This window comes from Rothia sp. HC945 (genome assembly GCF_051370785.1).
Classification (GTDB): domain Bacteria; phylum Actinomycetota; class Actinomycetes; order Actinomycetales; family Micrococcaceae; genus Rothia.
The window spans coordinates 30,645-51,596 of record NZ_JBFCSN010000002.1 but is presented as its reverse complement, the minus strand read 5'-3'; the positions used below and the strand labels follow the sequence as shown (position 1 = coordinate 51,596).

At 64.1% G+C, this 20,952-nt stretch carries 18 protein-coding genes; 16 read left to right on the top strand and 2 right to left on the bottom strand.

From position 1 onward, the window contains the following. Positions 1–144: 144 nt before the first annotated feature. The 11 genes from dapB (at position 145) to AB0Y14_RS08770 (ending at position 11,765) form a co-directional block, all read left to right on the top strand. The gene (gene dapB, locus AB0Y14_RS08820; protein ID WP_436588897.1) at positions 145–900 is read left to right on the top strand and encodes a 4-hydroxy-tetrahydrodipicolinate reductase; all 756 of its coding nucleotides are present in this window, start codon (positions 145–147) and stop codon (positions 898–900) included. Between the two features lie 3 nt (positions 901–903). Further along, positions 904–1,521, top strand: a complete 618-nt coding sequence (locus tag AB0Y14_RS08815; protein WP_436588896.1) for a hypothetical protein — start codon at positions 904–906, stop codon at positions 1,519–1,521. Positions 1,522–1,542: 21 nt separating this feature from the next. Continuing rightward, positions 1,543–2,472 carry a 4-hydroxy-tetrahydrodipicolinate synthase gene (gene dapA / locus AB0Y14_RS08810; RefSeq protein ID WP_436588895.1) on the top strand — a complete coding sequence of 310 codons (930 nt, stop codon included), beginning with the start codon at positions 1,543–1,545 and terminating at the stop codon, positions 2,470–2,472. A 51-nt stretch (positions 2,473–2,523) separates the two neighbouring features. Then, positions 2,524–4,230, top strand: a complete 1,707-nt coding sequence (locus AB0Y14_RS08805; RefSeq protein ID WP_436588894.1) for a ribonuclease J — start codon at positions 2,524–2,526, stop codon at positions 4,228–4,230. A 114-nt stretch (positions 4,231–4,344) separates the two neighbouring features. Further along, positions 4,345–7,362, top strand: coding sequence for a DNA translocase FtsK 4TM domain-containing protein (locus AB0Y14_RS08800; RefSeq protein ID WP_436588893.1), 3,018 nt, complete (start codon positions 4,345–4,347; stop codon positions 7,360–7,362). A gap of 34 nt (positions 7,363–7,396) precedes the next feature. Continuing rightward, entirely contained in the window at positions 7,397–8,017 is a 621-nt protein-coding gene (pgsA, locus tag AB0Y14_RS08795) for a CDP-diacylglycerol--glycerol-3-phosphate 3-phosphatidyltransferase (protein ID WP_436588892.1), read from the top strand. Further along, positions 8,014–8,523, top strand: coding sequence for a CinA family protein (locus tag AB0Y14_RS08790; protein ID WP_436588891.1), 510 nt, complete (start codon positions 8,014–8,016; stop codon positions 8,521–8,523). Before pgsA ends, AB0Y14_RS08790 begins: the two co-directional genes overlap by 4 nt. Before the next feature lie 221 nt (positions 8,524–8,744). Then, positions 8,745–9,197 carry a helix-turn-helix domain-containing protein gene (locus tag AB0Y14_RS08785; RefSeq protein ID WP_436588890.1) on the top strand — a complete coding sequence of 151 codons (453 nt, stop codon included), beginning with the start codon at positions 8,745–8,747 and terminating at the stop codon, positions 9,195–9,197. Positions 9,198–9,446: 249 nt separating this feature from the next. Further along, positions 9,447–9,668: a DUF3046 domain-containing protein gene (locus tag AB0Y14_RS08780; protein WP_436588889.1), complete on the top strand. Its 222-nt coding sequence runs from the start codon at positions 9,447–9,449 to the stop codon at positions 9,666–9,668. 214 nt (positions 9,669–9,882) lie between these two features. After that, positions 9,883–11,034, top strand: coding sequence for a recombinase RecA (gene recA / locus AB0Y14_RS08775; protein ID WP_436588888.1), 1,152 nt, complete (start codon positions 9,883–9,885; stop codon positions 11,032–11,034). After that, positions 11,034–11,765, top strand: a complete 732-nt coding sequence (locus AB0Y14_RS08770) for a regulatory protein RecX (RefSeq protein WP_436588887.1) — start codon at positions 11,034–11,036, stop codon at positions 11,763–11,765. The genes recA and AB0Y14_RS08770 overlap by 1 nt, the downstream gene beginning before the upstream one ends. 59 nt (positions 11,766–11,824) lie before the next feature. Here AB0Y14_RS08770 and AB0Y14_RS08765 read toward each other — a convergent pair whose 3' ends face one another. Continuing rightward, positions 11,825–12,748: a hypothetical protein gene (locus AB0Y14_RS08765; RefSeq protein WP_436588886.1), complete on the bottom strand. Its 924-nt coding sequence runs from the start codon at positions 12,746–12,748 to the stop codon at positions 11,825–11,827. Between the two features lie 179 nt (positions 12,749–12,927). Here AB0Y14_RS08765 and miaB point away from each other — a divergent pair, with 179 nt between their 5' ends. From miaB to dapF, 3 genes are all read left to right on the top strand, one after another. Beyond that, a complete protein-coding gene (gene miaB / locus AB0Y14_RS08760) occupies positions 12,928–14,493 on the top strand; it encodes a tRNA (N6-isopentenyl adenosine(37)-C2)-methylthiotransferase MiaB (protein WP_436589117.1) in 1,566 nt (521 codons plus the stop codon). A 29-nt stretch (positions 14,494–14,522) separates the two neighbouring features. After that, complete coding sequence (gene miaA, locus AB0Y14_RS08755; RefSeq protein ID WP_436588885.1) at positions 14,523–15,482, top strand: tRNA (adenosine(37)-N6)-dimethylallyltransferase MiaA; 960 nt, start codon at positions 14,523–14,525, stop codon at positions 15,480–15,482. Positions 15,483–15,611: 129 nt separating this feature from the next. Further along, positions 15,612–16,502, top strand: a complete 891-nt coding sequence (gene dapF, locus AB0Y14_RS08750) for a diaminopimelate epimerase (RefSeq protein WP_436589116.1) — start codon at positions 15,612–15,614, stop codon at positions 16,500–16,502. Here dapF and AB0Y14_RS08745 read toward each other — a convergent pair. After that, complete coding sequence (locus AB0Y14_RS08745; protein ID WP_436588884.1) at positions 16,499–17,116, bottom strand: class I SAM-dependent methyltransferase; 618 nt, start codon at positions 17,114–17,116, stop codon at positions 16,499–16,501. The two genes, dapF and AB0Y14_RS08745, sit on opposite strands and share 4 nt — an antisense overlap. 176 nt (positions 17,117–17,292) lie before the next feature. Between AB0Y14_RS08745 and hflX the strand changes: the two genes are divergently transcribed. Beyond that, positions 17,293–18,849 (top strand): GTPase HflX, encoded by a 1,557-nt coding sequence (gene hflX / locus AB0Y14_RS08740; RefSeq protein WP_436588883.1) that lies wholly within the window; start codon positions 17,293–17,295, stop codon positions 18,847–18,849. 19 nt (positions 18,850–18,868) lie between these two features. Continuing rightward, on the top strand, positions 18,869–20,908 hold the full coding sequence (locus AB0Y14_RS08735) for an ATP-dependent DNA helicase (protein WP_436588882.1): 2,040 nt from the start codon (positions 18,869–18,871) through the stop codon (positions 20,906–20,908). Positions 20,909–20,952: the final 44 nt, after the last annotated feature.

The window sequence follows — 20,952 nt, the reverse complement described above, 5'->3', positions numbered from 1 at the left end:
CGGGGTCGAAGTCCGTAATGATTACCAGAACATGGTAGTAGTCCGAGGCCCAATGAGAGGCCACCGTGGACAAAGCTTCGGATGAGTTCGGCACCGGGAGGGGACAAGTCGGCGGTTTGTCGAAGCGGCGATAGGGTGGAAGACATGACTGATGTGATCAAGGTTGCTGTACTCGGCGCGTCCGGAAGGATGGGCTCGGAAGCTGTCAAAGCCGTGGAATCGGCGGAGGACATGGAACTGGTCGCGGCACTCGGCTCGAGCGACCCGCTCGACCGGACGGACGGTGCAGGGGCCGATGTCGTCGTCGACCTGACCGTTCCGGCTGCCAGCGAGGAGAATGTTCGCTACGCCGTCGAGCACGGGATGCATGCCGTGGTCGGGACCACGGGGTGGGACGAGGCCAAGCTCGATCGGTTGCGTGCGCTGCTCGAAGATCACCCTCGGACCGGTGTCCTGATTGCCCCCAACTTTGCTATCGGGGCGGTCCTCGCGGGCAAATTCGCGGCCACGGCGAGCAAGTACTTCGAATCGGTCGAGGTCGTCGAGCTGCACCACCCCAACAAGCTCGATGCGCCTTCGGGCACCGCCGCCCACACGGCTCGGGAGATCGCGGAGGCACGCCGGAGCGTCGGTCGCGGACCGAGCCCGGACGCGACCGAATCCGACCCGCAGGGTGCGCGTGGCGCCGTGGTCGACGACGTCCACGTCCACGCGGTTCGTTTGAGGGGCCTGGTGGCCCACGAGGAGATTCTCCTCGGCGACGAGGGGCAGCAGCTGTCGATCCGCCATGATTCCTTCGACCGCGTCTCCTTCATGCCCGGCGTCCTGCTGGGCATCAGGACCGTGGGGCAGCGCCCCGGCCTGACCCACGGTTTGGACGGCTACTTGGACCTGGACTGACGCGTGCGCGGACTCAAGATCTTCACTGGGGCGGCCGTCGTCCTGGTCGCCATCACCGTCTGGCTGCTTCCGGTTCCGGCCGGAACACGGCTGTTCATCACGGTCATTCTGGCCTTCAGCGCAGCCTTCGTCTTCATCGATTCGACGAACAAGGGGAAGACCTTCGCCGCCGTGACCGTGGCGCTCCTGGCCCTCTACCTGGTGGTCACCCTCCAGAGAGGGGTGCTCCTGGTCGGGTCGGGGAATCTCGCCGGAATCCTCCTGGGGGCGGGGCTCATCGTCCTCCCACTCATCGGGGCCTGGGCCTTGATCAAGGAGGTCCTCTTCGGCATTCGTGTTCAGCAATTGGCCCGGATCCTGGGCCGCGAGGGCGGGCTTCCCGAAGACAACCTGCCGCGGACGGCGTCGGGCGGTATCGACCGCGATGCGGCCGACGCCGATTTCGAGCGCTACCAGCGCGAGGCCGAGGCCGATCCGGAGGATTGGCGGTCCTGGTTCCGGCTCTCCTGCGCGTATGACGCCGCGGGGGACCGGAAGAGGGCCAGACGGTCGATGCGCGATGCGGTCGCCCTGTATCGGGGCCGTCCGGCCACGGCCTTGTCGCAGGGCGAGGAAGCCTGAAAGTGCTGTAGCCTGGGAAACATGCCTGAGTCTTCGATCGCGAACACTGCCACAGTCGAGCCCCTTTTCGGTCGCTTGCTGACCGCCATGGTCACGCCCTTCGCGGCCGATGGATCCGTGGATGAGGAGGCCACCGCAACGCTCGCCCGCGAACTGGTCGAGCGCGGCAATGACGGCCTGGTCGTCTGCGGCACCACGGGTGAATACTCCACGATGACCGACGAGGAGAACGCCCGTGTCTTCCGCATCGTCAAAGATGCGGTAGGGGACAGGGCGTTTATCATCGCGGGCGTCGGGTCCAACGACACCAGCCACACGATTCACGTGGCCGGACTCGCGGAAGAGGTCGGCGTCGACGGTCTGCTGGTCGTGACCCCGTATTACAACAAGCCGACCCAGGCGGGCCTGCTGGCCCACTTCCGGGCCGTCGCCGACGCCGTCACAACCCCGATCATGCTCTACGACATTCCGGGCCGCGCGGGAATCCAGATCGAGGCCGAAACCCTGATCGCGCTCGCCGAGCACCCGAATATCGTTGCCGTGAAGGACGCCAAGGCGGACTTCGCGAGCGCTACCGAGGTTCTGTCCCGAACGGACCTCCAGTTCTATTCCGGTGACGACGGCCTCACCCTTCCGTGGATGTCCGTGGGTGCCACGGGACTGATCGGTGTGACCACCCATGTGGTCCCCGAACAGTTCCGTGAGCTCATCGACGCCGTGGTCCGCGGCGATCTCGCGACCGCCCAGCGCCTCCACCAGGAGACGCATCCGGTGGTCACAGCGACCATGACCCGCGTCCCCGGCGCGGTGGCCGCAAAAACAATTCTTCAATGGCAGGGACGGCTAGCAACCTCCACGGTGCGCCTGCCGCATGTTGGACCCACCGAAGCCGAGACCGCACGAATCCGGTCCGACCTCGAGGGTTCGATTGCCGCCTCAAGCATCAGATAACATCCGGGCCCCGCTGCTGAGGCGGGGCCCTCATCATAAGAAAGGGGTCCCGTGACCCAGATACCCACCAATTTGCCGAAACCTCCGAAGCTGAAGAAGGACACGCTGCGCGTCCTGACTTTGGGCGGACTCGGAGAGGTCGGCCGCAACATGACGGTCTACGAACTCAACGGAAAACTGTTGGTCGTGGACTGCGGGGTTCTCTTCCCGGAAGAGACCCAGCCCGGCGTCGACCTGATTCTGCCCGACCTGAACCACATCCTGGACCGCCTCGATGACATCGTCGCCATTGTGCTGACGCACGGGCACGAGGATCACATCGGCGCGGTTCCTTACCTGCTCAAGCGCCGCCCCGACATCCCCCTGATCGGTTCGCAACTGACCCTTGCACTGGTCGAAGCCAAGTTGCAGGAGCACCGCATCCGGTCCACCAGCATCGCCGTCGAGGCGGGTGACGTCGAGGATCTGCGTCCGTTCGAATGCGAATTCGTGGCCGTCAACCACTCGATTCCTGACGCGCTCGCGGTGTTCATCAGGACCAAGGCCGGAAAGGTCCTGCACACCGGTGACTTCAAGATGGATCAGCTGCCGCTGGACGGCCGGATCACCGACCTCCGGCATTTCGCCCGGCTCGGCGAGGAAGGCGTGGATCTTTTCCTCCCTGACTCGACCAACGCCGAGGTGCCCGGCTTCACGCCCACGGAGAAGGACATCGGCCCCGTTCTTTCGGACGTATTCCGCGATGCCCCGAAGCGAATCATCGTCGCTTCCTTCTCCTCGCACGTGCACAGAGTCCAGCAGGTCATCGATGCGGCGGTCGAGCGCGGTCGCAAGGTTGCCCTGTGTGGTCGTTCGATGGTCCGCAATATGACCATCGCTGAAAAACTTGGCTACCTGCAGGTGCCGGACAATGTGCTGATCGATTTGAAGCACGTGGACAATTACCGCGAGGACGAAGTGGTGCTCATGTGCACCGGCTCCCAGGGTGAGCCGATGGCGGCACTTTCGCGGATGGCCAGCGGCGACCACAGGATCCAGATCGAGCAGGACGACACGATCGTGCTCGCCTCCTCCTTGATCCCCGGCAACGAGAACAGCGTGTACCGGGTCATCAACGGTCTGCTCAAGCTCGGTGCCAACGTAATCCACAAGGGCAATGCCAAGGTCCACGTCTCGGGCCACGCGGCCGCGGGCGAACTGCTTTACTGCTACAACATCCTCGAACCCAATTACGTGCTCCCGGTGCACGGTGAAGTTCGTCACCTCATTGCGAATGGCAAGCTGGCGATGGAGACCGGTGTGCCGGAGGAGAACGTTCTTCTGGGGGAGAGCGGTGTCGCCGTCGACATGAGAAACGGCGAGGCTCGTATCTCGGGCGCGGTCGATTGCGGATACGTCTACGTCGACGGAAAGTCCGTGGGTGAGATCACGGACCAGGACCTCAAGGATCGTCGCACGCTGGGCGAGGAAGGGTTCGTCTCGATCGTGATCGTGGTCGATCGCAAGACCAAGCGTGTCGTGGCCGGCCCGGACATCCACGCCCGCGGTGTTGCGGAAGAGGACTCGGTATTCACACCGCTGATTCCCAAGATCACGGAGGCCCTCGAAGAGGCCTTGAACGAGAAGTCGTCCAAGCGTCTGAGCAATCACCAGATGCAGCAGATCGTGCGCCGAACGATCGGCCAGTGGATCGGTCGCAAGCTGCGCCGCAAGCCGATGATCATCCCCGTGGTGGTCGAGCACAACCAGGAGGACTGAGGCCAGGAAGCTCGCGGGGACGACCCCCGTATCGATGGGGCGGTGATCCACGGATTCGGCCGGTTTCGAACCGGGCGAGTGTGGGTTCCGCCCTCATCGTCTACCCTGGAACATATGGCGACTCGTACTTCCCCCACCCCTCAGAAGGGCGCATCGCAGTCGCGGCGTTCGTCGGGCGGCACCAAGAAAGCCGCCACTCGTTCTTCGCGTGCGACCACTGACGCACCTGACCAGCCCAATTGGCTCGTCCGGGCGATCCTCGGTGCGTGGGTAGGTTGTGCCCACCTGGTCGGCGGCGCAATCCGTCGCATGGGCACACTGCGCACCGAACTTGCACCGGAGGACCGGCGCGACGGCGGAGCCCTGCTCATGCTCGCGCTCGCGCTGATCACCGCCGCCGTCGAATGGTGGAGTCTGGCCTCCGTGGGTCTGCAGGCCGTGTCCTGGCCGGCCATGGCGTGGCACGCCGTGGTCGCCGGGACCTTCGGGCGCATGGCCCTCCTGGCCCCGGTTCTGCTCGGCGGATTCTCGATCCGCGCATTCAGACACCCGACCGAGATGGGTGCCAACAACCGCATCGCTGTCGGACTGTTGCTCATGGTCATCAGCGGTTCCGCGCTCTTTGACCTGGCGGCCGGTTCCCCGAGCGTGGAATCGGGCTTGGACGCCGTCCGGAGTGGCGGCGGGATTGTCGGCCTGTTGGCCGGAGCCACGCTGTCCAAGCTCATTACGGTGCCCGGGACCATGACCCTGCACATTCTTCTGGCCCTGATTTCGATCCTTATCGTCACGGCGACGCCGATCCGTTCGATCGTTCCGAACATCAGGTCGGTCTTCGGGCGCCTCGTCGGGGAAAAACCGCAGGAGAGGGGAGCCGATCTTTCGGCTCCTGAGCACGACCGAAGCTACCTCAACGACGAACACGGGGAACAGAAATCTGTCAAGCCGAAGCGGTCCCTGTTCGGTCGCCGCGAGAAGTCCGGGAACGAAACCGAGCCCCTGGACGGCTACGCCGGGGACGAAGCCTTCACGAGGGCCGTAGTCGACAAGAACGCGCCGAAGGGGGACCCCAACGGCGGACGGCTGGGCACCGCGCCCACCGAGGTCTTCGACCACAATTCCGCCGGGGAGCCCGGTTCAGCGCCCAAGAAGAAGAAATCCGAACTGTTCGACCTGGGCAAGTTCAATCGGGCCAAGTCGGCCAGAGAAGACCAGCAACGCGAGGCCCAACCCGAGCAGAGTTCCTCCGAGGACCTGGACAAGACCCGCGTCATCGGTGGCGCCGATCCTGATGCGACCGAGGTCATCGACTCGGGCCAACCGGCCCCGGACGCACGGAAGCCTTCCCAGAGTTCATCCGCAACCGAAAAGTTGTCGGAGAACCCGCACGAAGGCGTCTCACCGCTGGTCGAGAAGCCGAACCCCAAGGAAGCCGAGACATTCTCCGCGGATGACGCATCGTTGGCGGACGATTCGATCCCGCACGCCCAACCGCAGAGCGGTGCGGCACGCGAGGCTGCGCTTTCGAGCACTGACTATGTCCTCCCGCAGCAGAAGACGTTGGTCCAGGGACCTCCCGCCAAGGAGCGTTCCGAGGTCAACGACTCAGTCGTCGAGGCACTGACCAACGTCCTCGACCAGTTCAAGGTCGACGCTCAGGTCACCGGGTTCTCTCGTGGTCCGACCGTGACCAGGTACGAGATCGAGCTTGGTTCCGGTACCAAGGTCGAGCGCGTCACCGCCTTGTCGAAGAACATCTCCTACGCCGTCGCGAGCGCCGACGTGAGAATTCTTTCCCCGATCCCCGGGAAGTCGGCGATCGGCATCGAAATCCCGAATACCGACCGTGAGACGGTTGCGCTCGGAGACGTTCTGCGGTCCAACAAGGCACATGCTTCGCCGCACCCGATGGTCATGGGTGTGGGCAAGGATGTCGAAGGCGGATTCGTGGTGGCCAATTTGGCCAAGATGCCGCACATCCTCGTGGCGGGTGCCACCGGCGCGGGTAAGTCCTCGTTCGTCAACTCGATGATCACCTCGATCCTGATGCGGGCCACGCCCGACGAAGTACGCCTGGTCATGGTGGACCCGAAGCGAGTGGAGCTGACGGCCTACGAGGGCGTCCCGCACCTGATCACGCCGATCATCACGAACCCCAAGAAGGCTGCGGAGGCTTTGCAGTGGGTCGTCCGCGAAATGGACGCGCGCTATGACGACCTCTCCCATTTCGGGTTCAAGCACATCGACGACTTCAACAAGGCCGTCCGTGAGGGCAAGGTCCAACCGGAACCGGGGTCCAAACGGAAGATCCGCCCGTACCCGTATCTGCTGGTGATTGTCGACGAGCTGGCCGATCTGATGATGGTCGCGCCCAGGGACGTCGAGGACGCGATCGTCCGAATCACGCAGTTGGCCCGTGCGGCGGGAATCCATTTGGTCCTGGCGACCCAGCGTCCGTCGGTCGACGTGGTGACGGGCCTGATCAAGGCAAACGTTCCTTCCCGGATGGCCTTCGCGACCTCGTCCGTGACGGACTCCCGCGTCGTGCTGGACCAGGCCGGAGCGGAAAAGCTGATCGGCCAGGGCGATGCCCTGTTCCTGCCGATGGGCGCTTCCAAACCGATGCGTGTGCAGGGCGCGTGGGTCTCGGAATCGGAGATCCACGACGTCGTCGAGCACGTCAAGACGCAAATGCCGGTCAGCTACCGTGCCGATGTCATCCAGGACCAGCCGAAGAAGCAGATTGACGAGGATATCGGGGGCGACCTCGACGTACTGCTCCAGGCGGCGGAACTGATCATCAACTCGCAGTTCGGCTCGACCTCGATGTTGCAGCGCAAACTTCGTGTCGGTTTCGCGAAGGCCGGGCGCCTCATGGATCTGCTGGAATCCCGGGAGATCGTCGGCCCGTCCGAGGGGTCCAAGGCACGCGATGTTCTGGTGGCTCCTGACGACCTTCCGGCGGCTCTCGCGAAGATTCGCGGTGAGGAGCCTCCGGCCGGTTCGGGCGATGACCAGAGCGGGCAAGGAGACGACCCCGTCGAGGAGTCGTTGCAGAACGTCGCGACCGATTACAACGATCACACGGACGAACCGAACGACGAAGACGCGTGGCAACTGACCGGTCGATGAGTTCGTTACCGGGCGGCACGAAGAAGGGGCACTCATGAGCAGCGCAGAATCATCGGGGTCTACCCCCAAGCAGTCCAACCTCAATCTCCCGAATGCGCTGACGACGCTCCGAATCCTGATGGTCCCGTTCTTCGTGTGGTTCCTTCTTGCCGGGGGTCACTTCGGCGAGCTGTCGATGGGGATGCGCTGGGCGGCGGTTGTCGTCTTCGGTGCCGCGATGTACACGGACAAACTCGATGGCGACATCGCGCGTTCGCGAAACCTCATCACGGACTACGGAAAAATCGCCGACCCGATCGCCGACAAGCTCCTGACCGGAGCGGCCTTCGTGGTCCTGTCGATGCTGGGGGAGCTGTGGTGGTGGGTCACAATCGTGATCCTCGTGCGCGAATGGGGAATCACGATCATGCGGTTCTTCGTGATCCGTTACGGAGTCATGGCTGCGTCCAAGGGCGGCAAGCTCAAAACCGTTCTGCAGACGGTGGCCCTTGTGCTGTTCATCCTCCCTCTGGGGGCTGTGGGCTGGTGGCTGATGATTCCCGGGTGGATCGTCATGGCCGCTGTGGTCGTGGTGACCGTGGTGACCGGGGTGGATTACGTGGTCAAGGCCGTGGCGCTCAGACGTGACTACCTGGCTGGGAACGGTAAGGCATGAGTCGGGCGCCGCTTCCGGAGAACGAGACGACGTCGGCCCTGGCCGCGCGCGTGGTCGCGTCCGGCACGGTGTCAGGCCAGACCGTGTCCACGGCGGAGTCATTGACTGCCGGGATGCTCGCGTCCACCATCTGCTCGGTCTCGGGCGCGTCCGCAGTCTTCTGGGGCGGAATCGTCTCTTACGACAACTCGGTCAAGTCCGGCCTGCTCGGAGTTCGCGAGGACCTGTTGGCAGACAAGGGTTCGGTAGATCCCGACGTCGCCCGCTCGATGGCAGCGGGGGCTCGGCGAGTCTGCGGCACGGACTGGGCCGTTTCCACGACCGGAGTCGCGGGCCCGAACCCTCATGACGGCAAACCCGTGGGCCTGGTGTACTTGGGATGCGCTGGGCCCCAGGGATACGCGGCCCGGGAACTGAGGCTCGAAGGCGACCGCGCGGAGATTCGGGAACAGACCGTATGGGCGGCATTGCGACTCCTCGTGGAATCCATGGCCAGGGAGGGCTGACCGCTGGCGATTCCGGGATACACGGCTTACCCAGAATATTCACAGCCTTCTCTCGCCGATAGCGGGAATGAATTCCCAGGGAACTTGGTTTGAATGAACGTGACGGTGCGAAAACAATCCGTCCACAGGCCTGACGCACAGATGCGAACTGCATTAGGCTGAAGAAACCACGTGGCACTCAACACTGAGAGGCCACATCGAAAAGGGAGATAGGCATAAAGATGACTAAGCAACCCGTGTCCGTGAACGGCGTCGTCCGTTGGAAGGATGTGGGACAGTCAGAAGATTTCACGCCCGAACCGCAGGAGCCCAAAGTGATTGTCCTTCGCCACGAAATCGGTGAGGTCCTTCGAGACATCCGCCAGCGACAGGGACGCACCCTGCGCGAGGTGTCCCACAGTGCCCGCGTCTCGCTCGGATACCTCAGTGAGGTCGAGCGCGGTCAGAAGGAAGCATCCTCAGAATTGCTCGCTTCCATTTGTGCGGCACTGGAGATTCCCTTGTCCCAGATGCTTCGAGAGGTCTCGGACCGTCTCGCGGCAGCCGAAGGGCTCAACGTTCCGGATACCGTCCCCAACGAACTTTCCGAGGAGTTCCGCCGCGAATACGGCATGAACGCCACCGGGTCGATGGATCTGCCTCATACGCAGCGAACTCGCCCGATCGTCCGATAATCACAGAGCACGTCGCATCCCGAGCCAGTTTCATCTGAGAAGCCGGAGCCCGGCGGGATGCGCTCCGTGGGCAGGACAGAAAATCCGTGTTGTCATCGCGAGAAAATCGCGGACGGCGCGGATTTTCGTGTGAGAGGAGCCCCCTTACGGGCAGACCGTCCGGGCCATAGCGAGCTGAACGGCCCGCCAGGATCTGATGTGCCCTGCCGTGCGGATATCGTGATGACGGATCCAGAGGAAGGCTGAACTATGAAGATTTCGGAGTTCTGGCGGAGCATGGAAGACGAATTCGGCTTCGGTTACGCGCGAGTCGTGGGGGACCAAACGGTACTCGACGCCGTCGGGAGCAGAACCGCGAACGAGGCGCTCGAAGAGGGTGTTGCGCCGCTTCGGGTGTGGCAGGCGGTGTGTCGCCAGCACGATCTTCCCGAGTCACGGTGGTTGGGCACAGATCCGGGAGAACCGAGCTGAGGCTCGGATCTGTGCCCAAGCGGCCGTCGCAGAACATCGAAAATATATTCGAATTCATGTTCGAGATCGGTTAGACTCGAGGCCAGAGGCGTGGCGCGGGTTTTCCACAGATGCCCCAAACCGCTTAACTTGTCAGTCCCCTTGACTAGCGTGAGGACTGAAACGCACGACAGCAGGCTCGTTGTCATCGACGGGCCACGGAATTGAGGTAATCATGGCTGCTAAATCGCGAAACACGGCTTCCGTATCCCGCGCGACCGGTTCGGACCGGGAAAAAGCACTGGACACGGTTCTTGCGCAGATCGACAAGAACTATGGCAAGGGCTCGGTCATGCGGCTGGGTGACAGGGAAGCGGTCAAGACAGAGACCATTTCGACCGGTGCCCTCGCACTCGACGTGGCATTGGGCGTCGGGGGTCTTCCCCGGGGCCGCGTGGTTGAGATCTACGGCCCGGAGTCCTCGGGTAAAACGACCCTCGCGTTGCATGCCGTGGCGAATTGCCAAAAGGCCGGCGGTATCGCAGCCTTCATCGACGCCGAGCACGCTCTCGACCCCGTCTACGCGGAAAAGCTCGGCGTGGACACCGATTCCCTCCTGGTCTCTCAGCCCGATACGGGTGAACAGGCCCTGGAGATCATGGACATGTTGGTTGGTTCAGGGTCGATCGACATCATCGTGGTTGACTCCGTGGCGGCACTTACCCCTCGCGCCGAGATCGAAGGCGAAATGGGAGATTCCCACGTGGGGTTGCAGGCTCGGCTGATGTCTCAGGCCTTGCGCAAGATCACGGGTCGTTTGTCGCAGACCGATACCACGGCTGTTTTCATCAACCAGTTGCGCGAAAAGATCGGTGTCTTCTTCGGGAGCCCCGAGACCACCACGGGTGGCAAGGCATTGAAATTCTACTCTTCGGTGCGCATTGATATTCGTCGCATTGAAACGCTCAAGGATGGCGCGAATCCGGTGGGCGCGCGCACCAAGGCCAAGGTCGTCAAGAACAAGATGGCGCCACCGTTCAAGATCGCCGAATTCGACATGCTGTATGGCGAAGGAATTTCTGTCGAGGGCGGCATTATCGATATGGCGGTCGAGCACAATATCGTCAAGAAGTCCGGAGCTTGGTTCACCTACGGCGGGGACCAATTGGGTCAGGGCAAGGAGAACGCGCGGCGTTTCCTCAAGGACAATCCGGAGCTCGCGGAAGAAATACAGCAGAAGACTCTCGTCAAGGCCGGGATCATCGATTCGGAAGACGAAGACCCCGATGCGGGATCCACTCCGATCGACGCGTCCGCCGGAGAAGATAGCGAGAATTCTGCCGAATTGAGCGATGACCCGCTGGATGCGTTGCCCGAGAACTTCTGATGAGTCTTCGCTCAGGTCGAGGCGACGGCCGGAACCGCTCTGGGGCCGGCCGTCGCCGCAAGGGTAGCCGGCTCGGTGGTCCGGCCGTCTCCCCGAAATACTCGGCGTCACGGGGCCAGGGGCTCGAAAGCTCGGGAGCTTCGGAGTTCTCGGTTCATTCTCGCAGTCACGATGTAGGGCAGAGTCCGGAGACGGCCGAAGAAAAGGTCTCCCGGCCGGCCGAAGAGAAGACCGAGTACGAGCAAGCCAAGGACATCGTTCTCCGGCAACTCACCATGGCGGCGCGCAGCCGTGCCGAGCTGGAGGACAAGTTGCGTTCGAAGCAGATCGGGGAGGAGACCATCACCGAGATCCTCGACAAATACGAGGACTGGGGGCTGGTCAATGACCAAGAGTTTGCGGAGATGTTCGTCAGAAGCCGAGCGACCAGCCGCAAGCTCGCACGACCAGCCCTGCGCCGCGAACTCGCCGACAAAGGCATCACGGGGGACATCGCGGAGGAGGCACTGGCCCAGCGCACGGACGAGGACGAACGGGAGGACGCCCGCGCATTGGTTCGGAAAAAGATCAAGCGTGGTGCGGATCTGAACGACAGGACCGTGAGGGAGAAGGAACTGCGACGGTTGGCTTCGATGCTGGCCCGTCGGGGGTATTCGCCCGGTGTCGCATTCGACGTGGCCAAGCAAGAGCTCCACATCGTGGGCGAGGAAGAATTCGACGATCTTCCCTGACCCGTCATCCTCTGGAGGCGAACCGTTGCTGACGAGGCCCAGTCCTCGTCCCCGGGAAGCTAGGAGCCAGCGCGGGTCGGCGCGAGTTCCGTGAGTATCGATGTCAGGACGAGGCGTGCGATGTCTTCCCGCTCTGACGTCACACTCCAACAAGAGGCCAGGAAGTCCCCGACCTCATCCCACTGGCCCGCGCTCGGACCGATGTCGGGCCCGCCCAAGTCCGGTGCCGAGGGCAGGCCCAGCCTGGCCTCGACCACCAGGAGCGCCGGGTCGCAATATCCGGTCCCCTCACCATCCATTTGCCGATAGGTTCCGTCGCCATCTTCGGCAAAGTTGGCAGGGTTCATATCGCCGCACCACATGACCGACAGCGCCGGGTCCAGAAATTTCCTGAGTTGGTCATCGGTGATACCCGCCTGCCGTGCCAGCCCCAAAGACGGCAGCGCCCCTGGGCAGCCTTTCGCCGCGGACACCGGATCCGACCGGCCTATTGAGTCACGGAACTCTTGCGCGGCCGGGGAGGTGGCAGGCACCACCAGGTCTGGCCAGGACCGGGCCCACCTCACCAGGTCCTCGGCGGAATACTGCTGGCCCGACCGAACGCCCAGGTCCTCGTGGATGAGTACCCTGGCTTCGTCGTCGTAGGCCAGGACTGCGGCCGCCCCGGGAAGCACCTTGGCTCCGAATTTGGCGCGCAAGTAACCGAAGCCGCTCGCATTTCGCGCTGAGTCCCTGCGCCGAAAATGTTTGAGAACCACTGACCGTTGCCTCGATCGACAGCGCGCCACGATGGAACGGGGTGTCGCGGACAGGACCTCAATGGAGTCGATGGCCCCACCCAACCGTTCCGCGGCAATCATCCCGCCTCGACTCACGTGAAGTCGTGCCCGCGAACTCGACCACGCAACGAGCTCATCGAACCCCGTGAATACCGGGCAGTCCGTGGCGCCGGAACGGGCGGGGGAGAAGCTATGGTCGGTCACGCCTCCCAGAATACGGTGGATGCGTGTGCCCCGGGCAGGTCGAAGCGCCCCGGACCGGCTCCCGTGACCGACGTCAAGGTCGTCAGCGAGAGGTGCCCGGTGTCTTGTACGCTGGCAGAGTGACTGCAAACCCAACCGACGAAGACCGCCAGACGCCTGCGCCCGATGCCGAAGCGCCCATGCCGGGCATCGACGAGCAGACCGGAGAGCACCGCACCTACGAGGTCAGAACCTTCGGGTGCCAGATGAACGTGCACGACTCCGAGAGGATCTCCGGACTCCTCGAGTCGGCAGGATACGTCCCCTTCTCCGAGGCCTCGCTCTCCGAAGGCGATGCGCCCGAGAAAGCATCGTCGAAGGACACGCCCGACCTGGTCGTATTCAACACGTGTGCCGTTCGCGAGAATGCGGACAACAAGCTGTATGGCAACCTGGGGAACCTCGCGCCCACGAAGCGCGAGAACAAGGGCATGCAGATCGCCGTCGGCGGCTGCCTGGCACAGAAGGACCAGAACACGATCGTGGAGAAGGCCCCCTGGGTCGACGTCGTGTTCGGCACGCACAACATCGGTTCGTTGCCGGCCCTGCTCGAACGTTCGCGGCACAACGAAGAAGCTGCCACCGAACTCCTCGAGTCCCTGGAAGTGTTCCCGTCCACGTTGCCGACCAAGCGGGACTCGGTCTATTCCGGGTGGGTTTCCATCTCCGTCGGATGCAACAACACCTGCACGTTCTGCATCGTGCCGTCCCTCCGGGGCAAGGAGAAGGACCGTCGCCCCGGAGACATTCTCACGGAAGTACAGGCCCTGGTCGACGACGGCGCGATCGAGGTGACCCTCCTGGGCCAGAACGTGAATTCCTACGGCGTCGAATTCGGCGACCGCGAGGCCTTCTCGAAACTACTGCGAGCCTGCGGGCAGATCGAAGGACTCGAGCGGGTCCGATTCACCAGTCCGCACCCCGCCGCATTCACCGACGACGTCATCGACGCCATGGCGGAGACACCCAACGTCATGCCCGTGCTGCACATGCCCCTCCAGTCGGGATCGGACAAGGTGCTCAAGGACATGCGTCGGTCCTACCGCTCCAAGAAGTTCCTGGGGATCCTGGACAAGGTCCGGGAACGGATCCCGCACGCCGCGATCACCACGGACATCATCGTCGGGTTCCCGGGGGAGACGGAGGAGGACTTCCAGGCCACCCTGGATGTCGTCGAGAAGTCCCGCTTCTCCTCCGCATTCACCTTCCAGTACTCGATCCGGCCGGGAACTCCCGCGGGCGAGATGGAAAACCAGGTGCCCAAGGAAGTCGTCCAGGAACGGTACGAGAGGTTGACTGCCCTCCAGGACCGCATCAGCCGCGAGGAGAACGAGCGACTGATCGGTACCCAGGTCGAGGTCATGGTCAGCGCCGCAACGGGACGCAAGAGCGGTGAGACGCACCGTCTGTCGGGTCGGAGCAAGGACCAGCGCCTCGTTCATTTCTCGGTACCCGCTGGGGCGGAGTCGCCGAGGCCCGGCGACCTCGTGACCGTCACGATCACGGAGGCCGCTCCATTCCACGTGATCTCGGACCCGGCATCGGCTTCCCCGGCCGATTACTCCGTTCGGCGTTCCCGCGCCGGCGACGCGTGGGATCGTGCCCAAGCGGAATCTTGTGGAACGGGCGGCGGCAAACCGGGGACCACCCTTCTGGGCATGCCATCGATACCTGGCCGGTCGTCGACCCTCACCGGCGCCCGGTAGCGGTGGCCGGTTCGATTCGTCACGCCGCCATGGAAAATGTGTCGGCGCCGCAGCGAACAAGTGACGATGGTTTGCCCGTTCTCCCGGTGCTTGCCGTGGTCGGCCCCACAGGCACGGGCAAATCGGACCTCGCCGTGGCCTTGGCCCACGCCCTGCACGGTGAAGTGATCAACGCTGACTCGATGCAGTTCTACCGTGGCATGGACATCGGTACCGCAAAAGTGCCCGCGGCCGAGCGGGGCGGCGTGCCGCATCACCTTCTGGACACGCTCGATATTCGGGAAGAGGCCTCCGTGGCGGACTTCCAGCGGCGAGCGCGACAGGTTGTCGACGAGATCCGCGGCCGAGGCCGCGCCCCAATAATGGTCGGTGGCTCCGGGCTCTATGTCCGAGCCGCCCTCGATGTCCTGGACTTTCCCGGGACGGACCCGGTGGTCCGTGAGCGGCTCGAAACCGAGCTGGAGGCCCAGGGGCGCGGACCACTGCTCGCCCGGCTGATGAAGGTTGATCCGGAGTCGGCGGATCGCATCAAAGACGACCGCCGACTCGTGCGGGCACTCGAAGTCCACGAGGTCACCGGGCGCCCGTTCTCCTCCTACATGCCGAGGCGCGAGTACTTCCAGCCGGCCCTCCAGGTTGGCCTGGACGGCGACCGGGATGTATTGCACGAGCGTCTCGCGACTCGCGTTCGCACCATGGTGCGGGATGGATTGCTCGATGAGGTTCGCCGCCTTGCGGACCATGGCCTCCGCGAGGGCAAGACCGCGCCGCGTGCGGTGGGGTACTCGCAGTTTCTCCGCGTCGTCGAGGGAACGACGTCGATCGAGACGGCGATCGAGGAAACCGTCGTCGCGACCCGCCAACTGGCTCGGCGCCAGAGCACCTGGTTCCGGGCCGATCCGAGGATTCATTGGCTGGATTTCTCGGACCCCTTGGACGAGAACGTGGCGCGTGTGGTTGAGCTGTTCCGTCGGACGGCGGCGGGTTAAACTGGAATGGTGACTTCTCATCGAACCGCTGCACCCGATCACTCCGTCGAAGAATCTGCCGCCCCTGGTGCCGCCGTCCACCAGACCGAGTCCGCGGGGGAGGACTCCCCGTGGGGTGAGCTGTCCGGCATGAGCCTGACGAAAGGACACGGAACGGGCAATGATTTCGTGCTGTTGACCGATGCGGAGGGGCGACTCTCTCTGGAGGGTTCCCTCGTCGAATCGGTGTGCGACCGTCACCGCGGTATCGGGGCGGACGGATTGATCCGAGCCATCCGGTCGGAGGAGCTGCCCGAAGGCAGGCAAGTGCTGGAAACCTCGCCCGACGCCGAGTGGTTCATGGACTACCGCAACGCGGACGGGTCTTTGTCGGAAATGTGCGGCAACGGTGTGCGGGTGTTCGTCCACTACCTCCTGACGGAGGGCCTCGTGTCTGTCGAATCGGGCCAGAGCCTGACCATCGGGACCCGGGGAGGGGCGAAGGTCGTGGCCAAGGTCGAGGACGGTTACGCGGTCGATATGGGACCGTGGGGGTTCATCCATGGCGATGAAGCACGAGACTCGGGTTCGGACAGCCTCGTGACGGCTCGCGGGCTGAGGACACCCCGCCCCGGCCTGTCGATCACCATGGGCAATCCGCACACGGTGGTCGCCCTGGCTGGTGAGGAGAAGCTCGGTAAGCTCGGGCTCGACGAGGTCCCGAATGTGCGTCCGGTTCCGCCCCAGGGGACCAACGTCGAGTTCGTGGTTCCGGTCGACTCCGAGGACAACGACACCATCGGCCGCATTGCGATGAGGGTCCACGAACGCGGTGTGGGCGAGACCCAATCCTGCGGCACCGGGGCTTGTGCGGCGGCTGCGGCGACTCGCTTCTGGGCGGGCGACGACGCGCCCGATGAATGGGTCGTCGAGGTGCCCGGAGGCGCGGTAGGAGCAACATTCGTCATGGCCCCGGACGAGCTGGAACACGTGGTCCTGTCCGGACCGGCCGTCCTGGTCGGAAAGGTTGTTCTCGGCTAGACTTCCCGGGCGGGTCCCCGCCGGACCTCGATGACACGAAACCCCTTGGCCGTGGCATATCGATGGACGGCGAACTCCGTACCCAGGTTCTGGGCCAACCACGGAATCAGAGAATCCGCGCCGAGGTTCTTCTGGACCACGAGGTAGGCCGAGCCCCCGGCCGAGAGCCTGGGCAACCAGGTCATCAGGATGTCGTGCAGAACGTCCTTACCCACGCGAATGGGCGGGTTGGACCAGATGGTGTCGAAGCTCAGACCGGGGTCGACGTCGTCGGGCAGAGCAGTCGAGATGGTGTCCAGTCCCATCGAGGCCGCATTGCGCCGAGTCAGTTCGATACTCCGCTGATTGACATCGACACCAAGGACCCGGGCACCGGGTCTCCTGAGCGCCAGGGCCAGGGTGATCGGCCCCCAGCCGCAACCTATGTCGAGGAGGGAATTTCCTCGTGGTTCGGGTGCTTCTCTGAGGAGAACCGCGGTTCCCTTGTCGAGTCCCTTGGGACTGAAAACACCCGATGCCGTGACGAGGTGTCTTTCGGAGCCCTCGAGCTCGACGGTCAGGGGTCGGGGTGTCAGCCCGTCCTCGTGGTGGGAGGAAAAGTAGTGCTCGGCCATGAAGAGCGATTTTACGGCATGAGCGGACCTGCGGGACCCGACCGAAAGCAGACCGCCACTGCTCCGGGCGGTCATCCACAGATCGACGTGCGCCACGGTGCACGACTTGGCGACGCGGATAGAATTGCAGAAGACGACGTCGCCGGAAAGGCGCGCGTTACCCCAAGAAAGGCACTATGCCCCAGAACGAAACCACAGGTTCCGCGGACCAGGGCGGTTCGCGGCCGACCGATGCCCAGCTCAGGGCCAGCGTGGATCGAGTCCTCGGTCGATTCTCCGCCGAAGAAGAACACGAGGAAGCGATCCTCGATCGCAAAGCCCCTGAACTGGCCCGCGAGGGCAGGGAACTGACCGCTGCAGACGGCGACCAGCAGGAACTGGAAGAACGTCGCGCGTTGCGCCGCGTCCAGGGTCTCTCCACGGAGCTCGAGGACGTTACCGAGGTGGAATACCGCCAACTGCGGCTCGAGAAGGTCGTTCTCGCTGGTATCTGGTCGGAAGGAACGCAGGCCGAAGCGGAGAACTCACTGCGGGAGCTGGCCGCGCTCGCCGAGACCGCCGGCTCCGAGGTGCGCGACGGCCTGGTCCAGCGTCGACTCAAGCCCGATCCGGGGACATTCCTGGGATCGGGCAAGGCCCAGGAACTTCGGGAGATCGTCCAATCGACCGGCTCGGACACGGTCATCATCGATTCCGAACTCGCGCCCTCCCAGCGTCGTGCCCTTGAGGACATCGTCAAGGTCAAGGTCATCGACCGGACGTCGTTGATCCTCGACATCTTCGCCCAGCATGCCAAGTCACGAGAGGGAAAGGCCCAGGTCGAGCTCGCACAGCTCGAGTACTTGCTGCCCCGACTCCGTGGCTGGGGCGATTCCATGTCCCGGCAGGCCGGTGGCCGTGCCGCGGGCGGTGAAGGCATCGGCTCCCGTGGGCCCGGTGAGACCAAGATCGAACTGGACCGGCGTCGTATTCGTTCCCGCATGGCGAAGCTGCGGCGCGAGATCGCGGCGATGAAACCGGCCCGAGAGACCAAACGGCAGAATCGTCGTCGCAACCATGTTCCTTCAGTCGCGATCGCCGGGTACACCAACGCCGGGAAGTCCTCGCTGCTCAACAGGCTCACGGATGCCGGCGTGCTCGTCGAGAACGCGCTGTTTGCGACCCTGGACCCGACCGTCCGCAAGGCTGTGACCCCTGATGGAATTGGCTACACGCTCTCGGACACCGTGGGTTTCGTGCGCTCTCTGCCGACGCAGCTGGTCGAGGCCTTCCGATCCACGTTGGAGGAAGTCGCGGATTCCGACGTCATCCTGCACGTCGTCGACGTCTCCCACCCCGAGCCCGAGGGCCAGATCCGAGCGGTTCGCGACGTGCTGGCCGATGTGGATGCCCACGACGTTCCGGAAATCATCGTGCTCAACAAGGCCGACGCGGCCGATCCTTATGTCGTTGAGCGTCTGCGCCAGCGGGAACCCCGACACGCCGTCGTCTCGGCTCGTACCGGAGAAGGGATCGAAGAGCTCAAACAGCTGATCTCGGACACCATTCCGAGGCCGGACGTTCGACTCGAGCTCCTGGTGCCCTACTCCCACGGAGAGGTTGTCTCGCGGTTGCACTCGTGGGATACCGAGATCCTCTCGACAGAGTTCGAAGAGGGTGGCACGCGGATGAGCGTTCTGGTCCGTCAGGATATGGCGGCAGAATTGCACGAATACACGATTTCGAACGCCTGAACTGTCGGAGGCTGGATTCATGAATACTGCGCCGACGGGTGAGGAACCGGAGACGCTGCCGGGCGCCAAGGACGTCCTGGAGCTGCTGGACACCGCAGTCGACAGGACGGGCGGACAACGGCGTGACGGGCAGAGGCGCATGGCCGCCCACGTGGCGCAGGCTCTGGAGACGAACAAGCATTTGCTGGTTCAGGCCGGTACGGGAACGGGCAAGTCGTTGGCGTATTTGATTCCGGCGATCCGGCGCGCGATCGACGCCGAGTCCCCGATTGTGGTGGCAACCGCGACCTTGGCACTCCAGGCGCAGATCGTCACCCGAGACATGCCGCGCCTGCTCGAAACCTTGGACGACCAGCTCGAGCGCCCGGTCGACGTCTCCCTGCTCAAAGGGCGGAACAACTACGTGTGTCTGCACAAACTCGAGGGCGGGTACCCCGAGGAAGAAGACCCCAACGCGCTCTTCTCCCTGAACTCCGAGGGGGCGTCCGCTTCTGGCCATCCGGATCGCGGTGGCACGGGACTCGCCGAGGAAATCGTGCGTCTCCGCTCCTGGGCGGAAACGAGCGACACCGGAGACCGGGACGAGCTGTTGCCCGGGGTCAGCGACAAGGCGTGGAGACAGGTTTCCGTGACCGCGTCAGAATGCCTCGGCCGCAAGTGCCCCCTGGTTGAGGAATGCTTCTCGGAACTGGCGCGACAGAAGGCCGGCGAGGCCGACATCGTCATCACCAACCACGCGCTCCTGGCGATCAACGCCTTCGAAGGAATCGGTGTCCTTCCGGAGCATGACACCGTGATCGTCGATGAGGCCCATGAACTCGTCGATCGGGTCACGGGTGCGGTGACCGGAGCGATTTCGCCCGTCATGGTGCGCTCCGCGGCCAGAGCGGTGCGCAAGCACACGAGCGCCTCGCACGACCCGCTGACCGCTGCCGCCGACGCATTGGACGCCGCCTGCACCGGGAAGCCCGCGGAGCTCATGGCACACGGTCTGACCCCGGATCTGCAGAGGGCCATGGAACTGGTGCGTGACGCGAGCCGCGCGGCTTTGTCCGACACCAAGCCGGAAGGCAAAGACGCCGACGCCGGTCGACAGACTGCCCGAGCCCGGCTGACCGAGGTCCTCGAGCTGGCGGAGAGGACGCTCGGCGCCGACGGCAAGTACGAGGTCGTGTGGATCAGCCGAGTTGGGGGCTGGGAGCCGGGACGCGGCTACGTTGCGGCGGCCGATACCGACCCGGCCACCATTCACGTGGCGCCGTTGTCGGTGGCTTCGAGGCTTCGGGAGGGCTTGTTCCAGGACCGTACGGTCGTCCTGACTTCGGCGACCCTCTCCATCGGTCACTCCTTCGACTCGGCGGCCGGATCGCTCGGTCTCAGAGGCGAGAAGGCGCCCGCGTGGGAGGGCCTCGATGTGGGCTCACCGTTCGACTATCCCAAGCAGGGAATGCTGTATCTCGCCTCGGACCTGCCGAAACCGGCGCGGGGAGTTTCTGAGGAACAGCTCGAGCGGGTGCTCCAACTGGTCGAGGCCTCGGGCGGAGGGACCTTGGGGCTGTTCTCGTCCAAGCGAGGGGCCGAGCAGGCGGCCGAGTACGTGAGGAACAATTCTGACCTGGAGGTCCTCGTCCAGGGCGAATCCTCCTTGCGCGGGCTGGTCAAGGAATTCACGGAAGACGCCGATACCTGCCTGTTTGGGACCATGAGCTTGTGGCAGGGGGTCGATGTTCCGGGAGCGTCGTGTCGCCTGGTGATCATCGACCGGATTCCGTTTCCGCGTCCCGACGACCCGCTTTCCTCCGCACGGGCCAGGGCAGTGAGCCAGACCGGAGGGAATGGATTCATGGCTGTCTCGGCCTATCACGCGGCCATCAGGCTGGCCCAGGGGACCGGTCGGCTGATCCGTTCGCAAGAAGACCGCGGCGTCGTCGCCGTCCTGGATTCCAGACTCGCCACCGCACGCTACGGCGGGTTCCTGCGCAGCGCATTGCCCCCGTTGTGGACCACTGACAAGTTGCCGACGGTCACCGCGGCCCTGCGGAGGCTCGCCGCCGGTTGATTCCGGCCCGGTGCACGCTGACCGCGCGATGCGTACGCGCGCCG

Excerpts from the sequence above, each read along its gene's own strand:
- dapB (WP_436588897.1), top strand. The coding sequence starts at position 145 with ATGACTGATGTGATCAAGGTTGCTGTACTCGGCGCGTCCGGAAGGATG.
- dapA (WP_436588895.1), top strand. The coding sequence starts at position 1,543 with ATGCCTGAGTCTTCGATCGCGAACACTGCCACAGTCGAGCCCCTTTTC.
- AB0Y14_RS08800 (WP_436588893.1), top strand. The coding sequence starts at position 4,345 with ATGGCGACTCGTACTTCCCCCACCCCTCAGAAGGGCGCATCGCAGTCG.
- pgsA (WP_436588892.1), top strand. The coding sequence starts at position 7,397 with ATGAGCAGCGCAGAATCATCGGGGTCTACCCCCAAGCAGTCCAACCTC.
- AB0Y14_RS08790 (WP_436588891.1), top strand. The coding sequence starts at position 8,014 with ATGAGTCGGGCGCCGCTTCCGGAGAACGAGACGACGTCGGCCCTGGCC.
- AB0Y14_RS08785 (WP_436588890.1), top strand. The coding sequence starts at position 8,745 with ATGACTAAGCAACCCGTGTCCGTGAACGGCGTCGTCCGTTGGAAGGAT.
- AB0Y14_RS08780 (WP_436588889.1), top strand. The coding sequence starts at position 9,447 with ATGAAGATTTCGGAGTTCTGGCGGAGCATGGAAGACGAATTCGGCTTC.
- recA (WP_436588888.1), top strand. The coding sequence starts at position 9,883 with ATGGCTGCTAAATCGCGAAACACGGCTTCCGTATCCCGCGCGACCGGT.
- AB0Y14_RS08770 (WP_436588887.1), top strand. The coding sequence starts at position 11,034 with ATGAGTCTTCGCTCAGGTCGAGGCGACGGCCGGAACCGCTCTGGGGCC.
- miaB (WP_436589117.1), top strand. The coding sequence starts at position 12,928 with ATGCCGGGCATCGACGAGCAGACCGGAGAGCACCGCACCTACGAGGTC.
- miaA (WP_436588885.1), top strand. The coding sequence starts at position 14,523 with ATGGAAAATGTGTCGGCGCCGCAGCGAACAAGTGACGATGGTTTGCCC.
- dapF (WP_436589116.1), top strand. The coding sequence starts at position 15,612 with ATGAGCCTGACGAAAGGACACGGAACGGGCAATGATTTCGTGCTGTTG.
- AB0Y14_RS08745 (WP_436588884.1), bottom strand. The coding sequence starts at position 17,116 with ATGGCCGAGCACTACTTTTCCTCCCACCACGAGGACGGGCTGACACCC.
- hflX (WP_436588883.1), top strand. The coding sequence starts at position 17,293 with ATGCCCCAGAACGAAACCACAGGTTCCGCGGACCAGGGCGGTTCGCGG.
- AB0Y14_RS08735 (WP_436588882.1), top strand. The coding sequence starts at position 18,869 with ATGAATACTGCGCCGACGGGTGAGGAACCGGAGACGCTGCCGGGCGCC.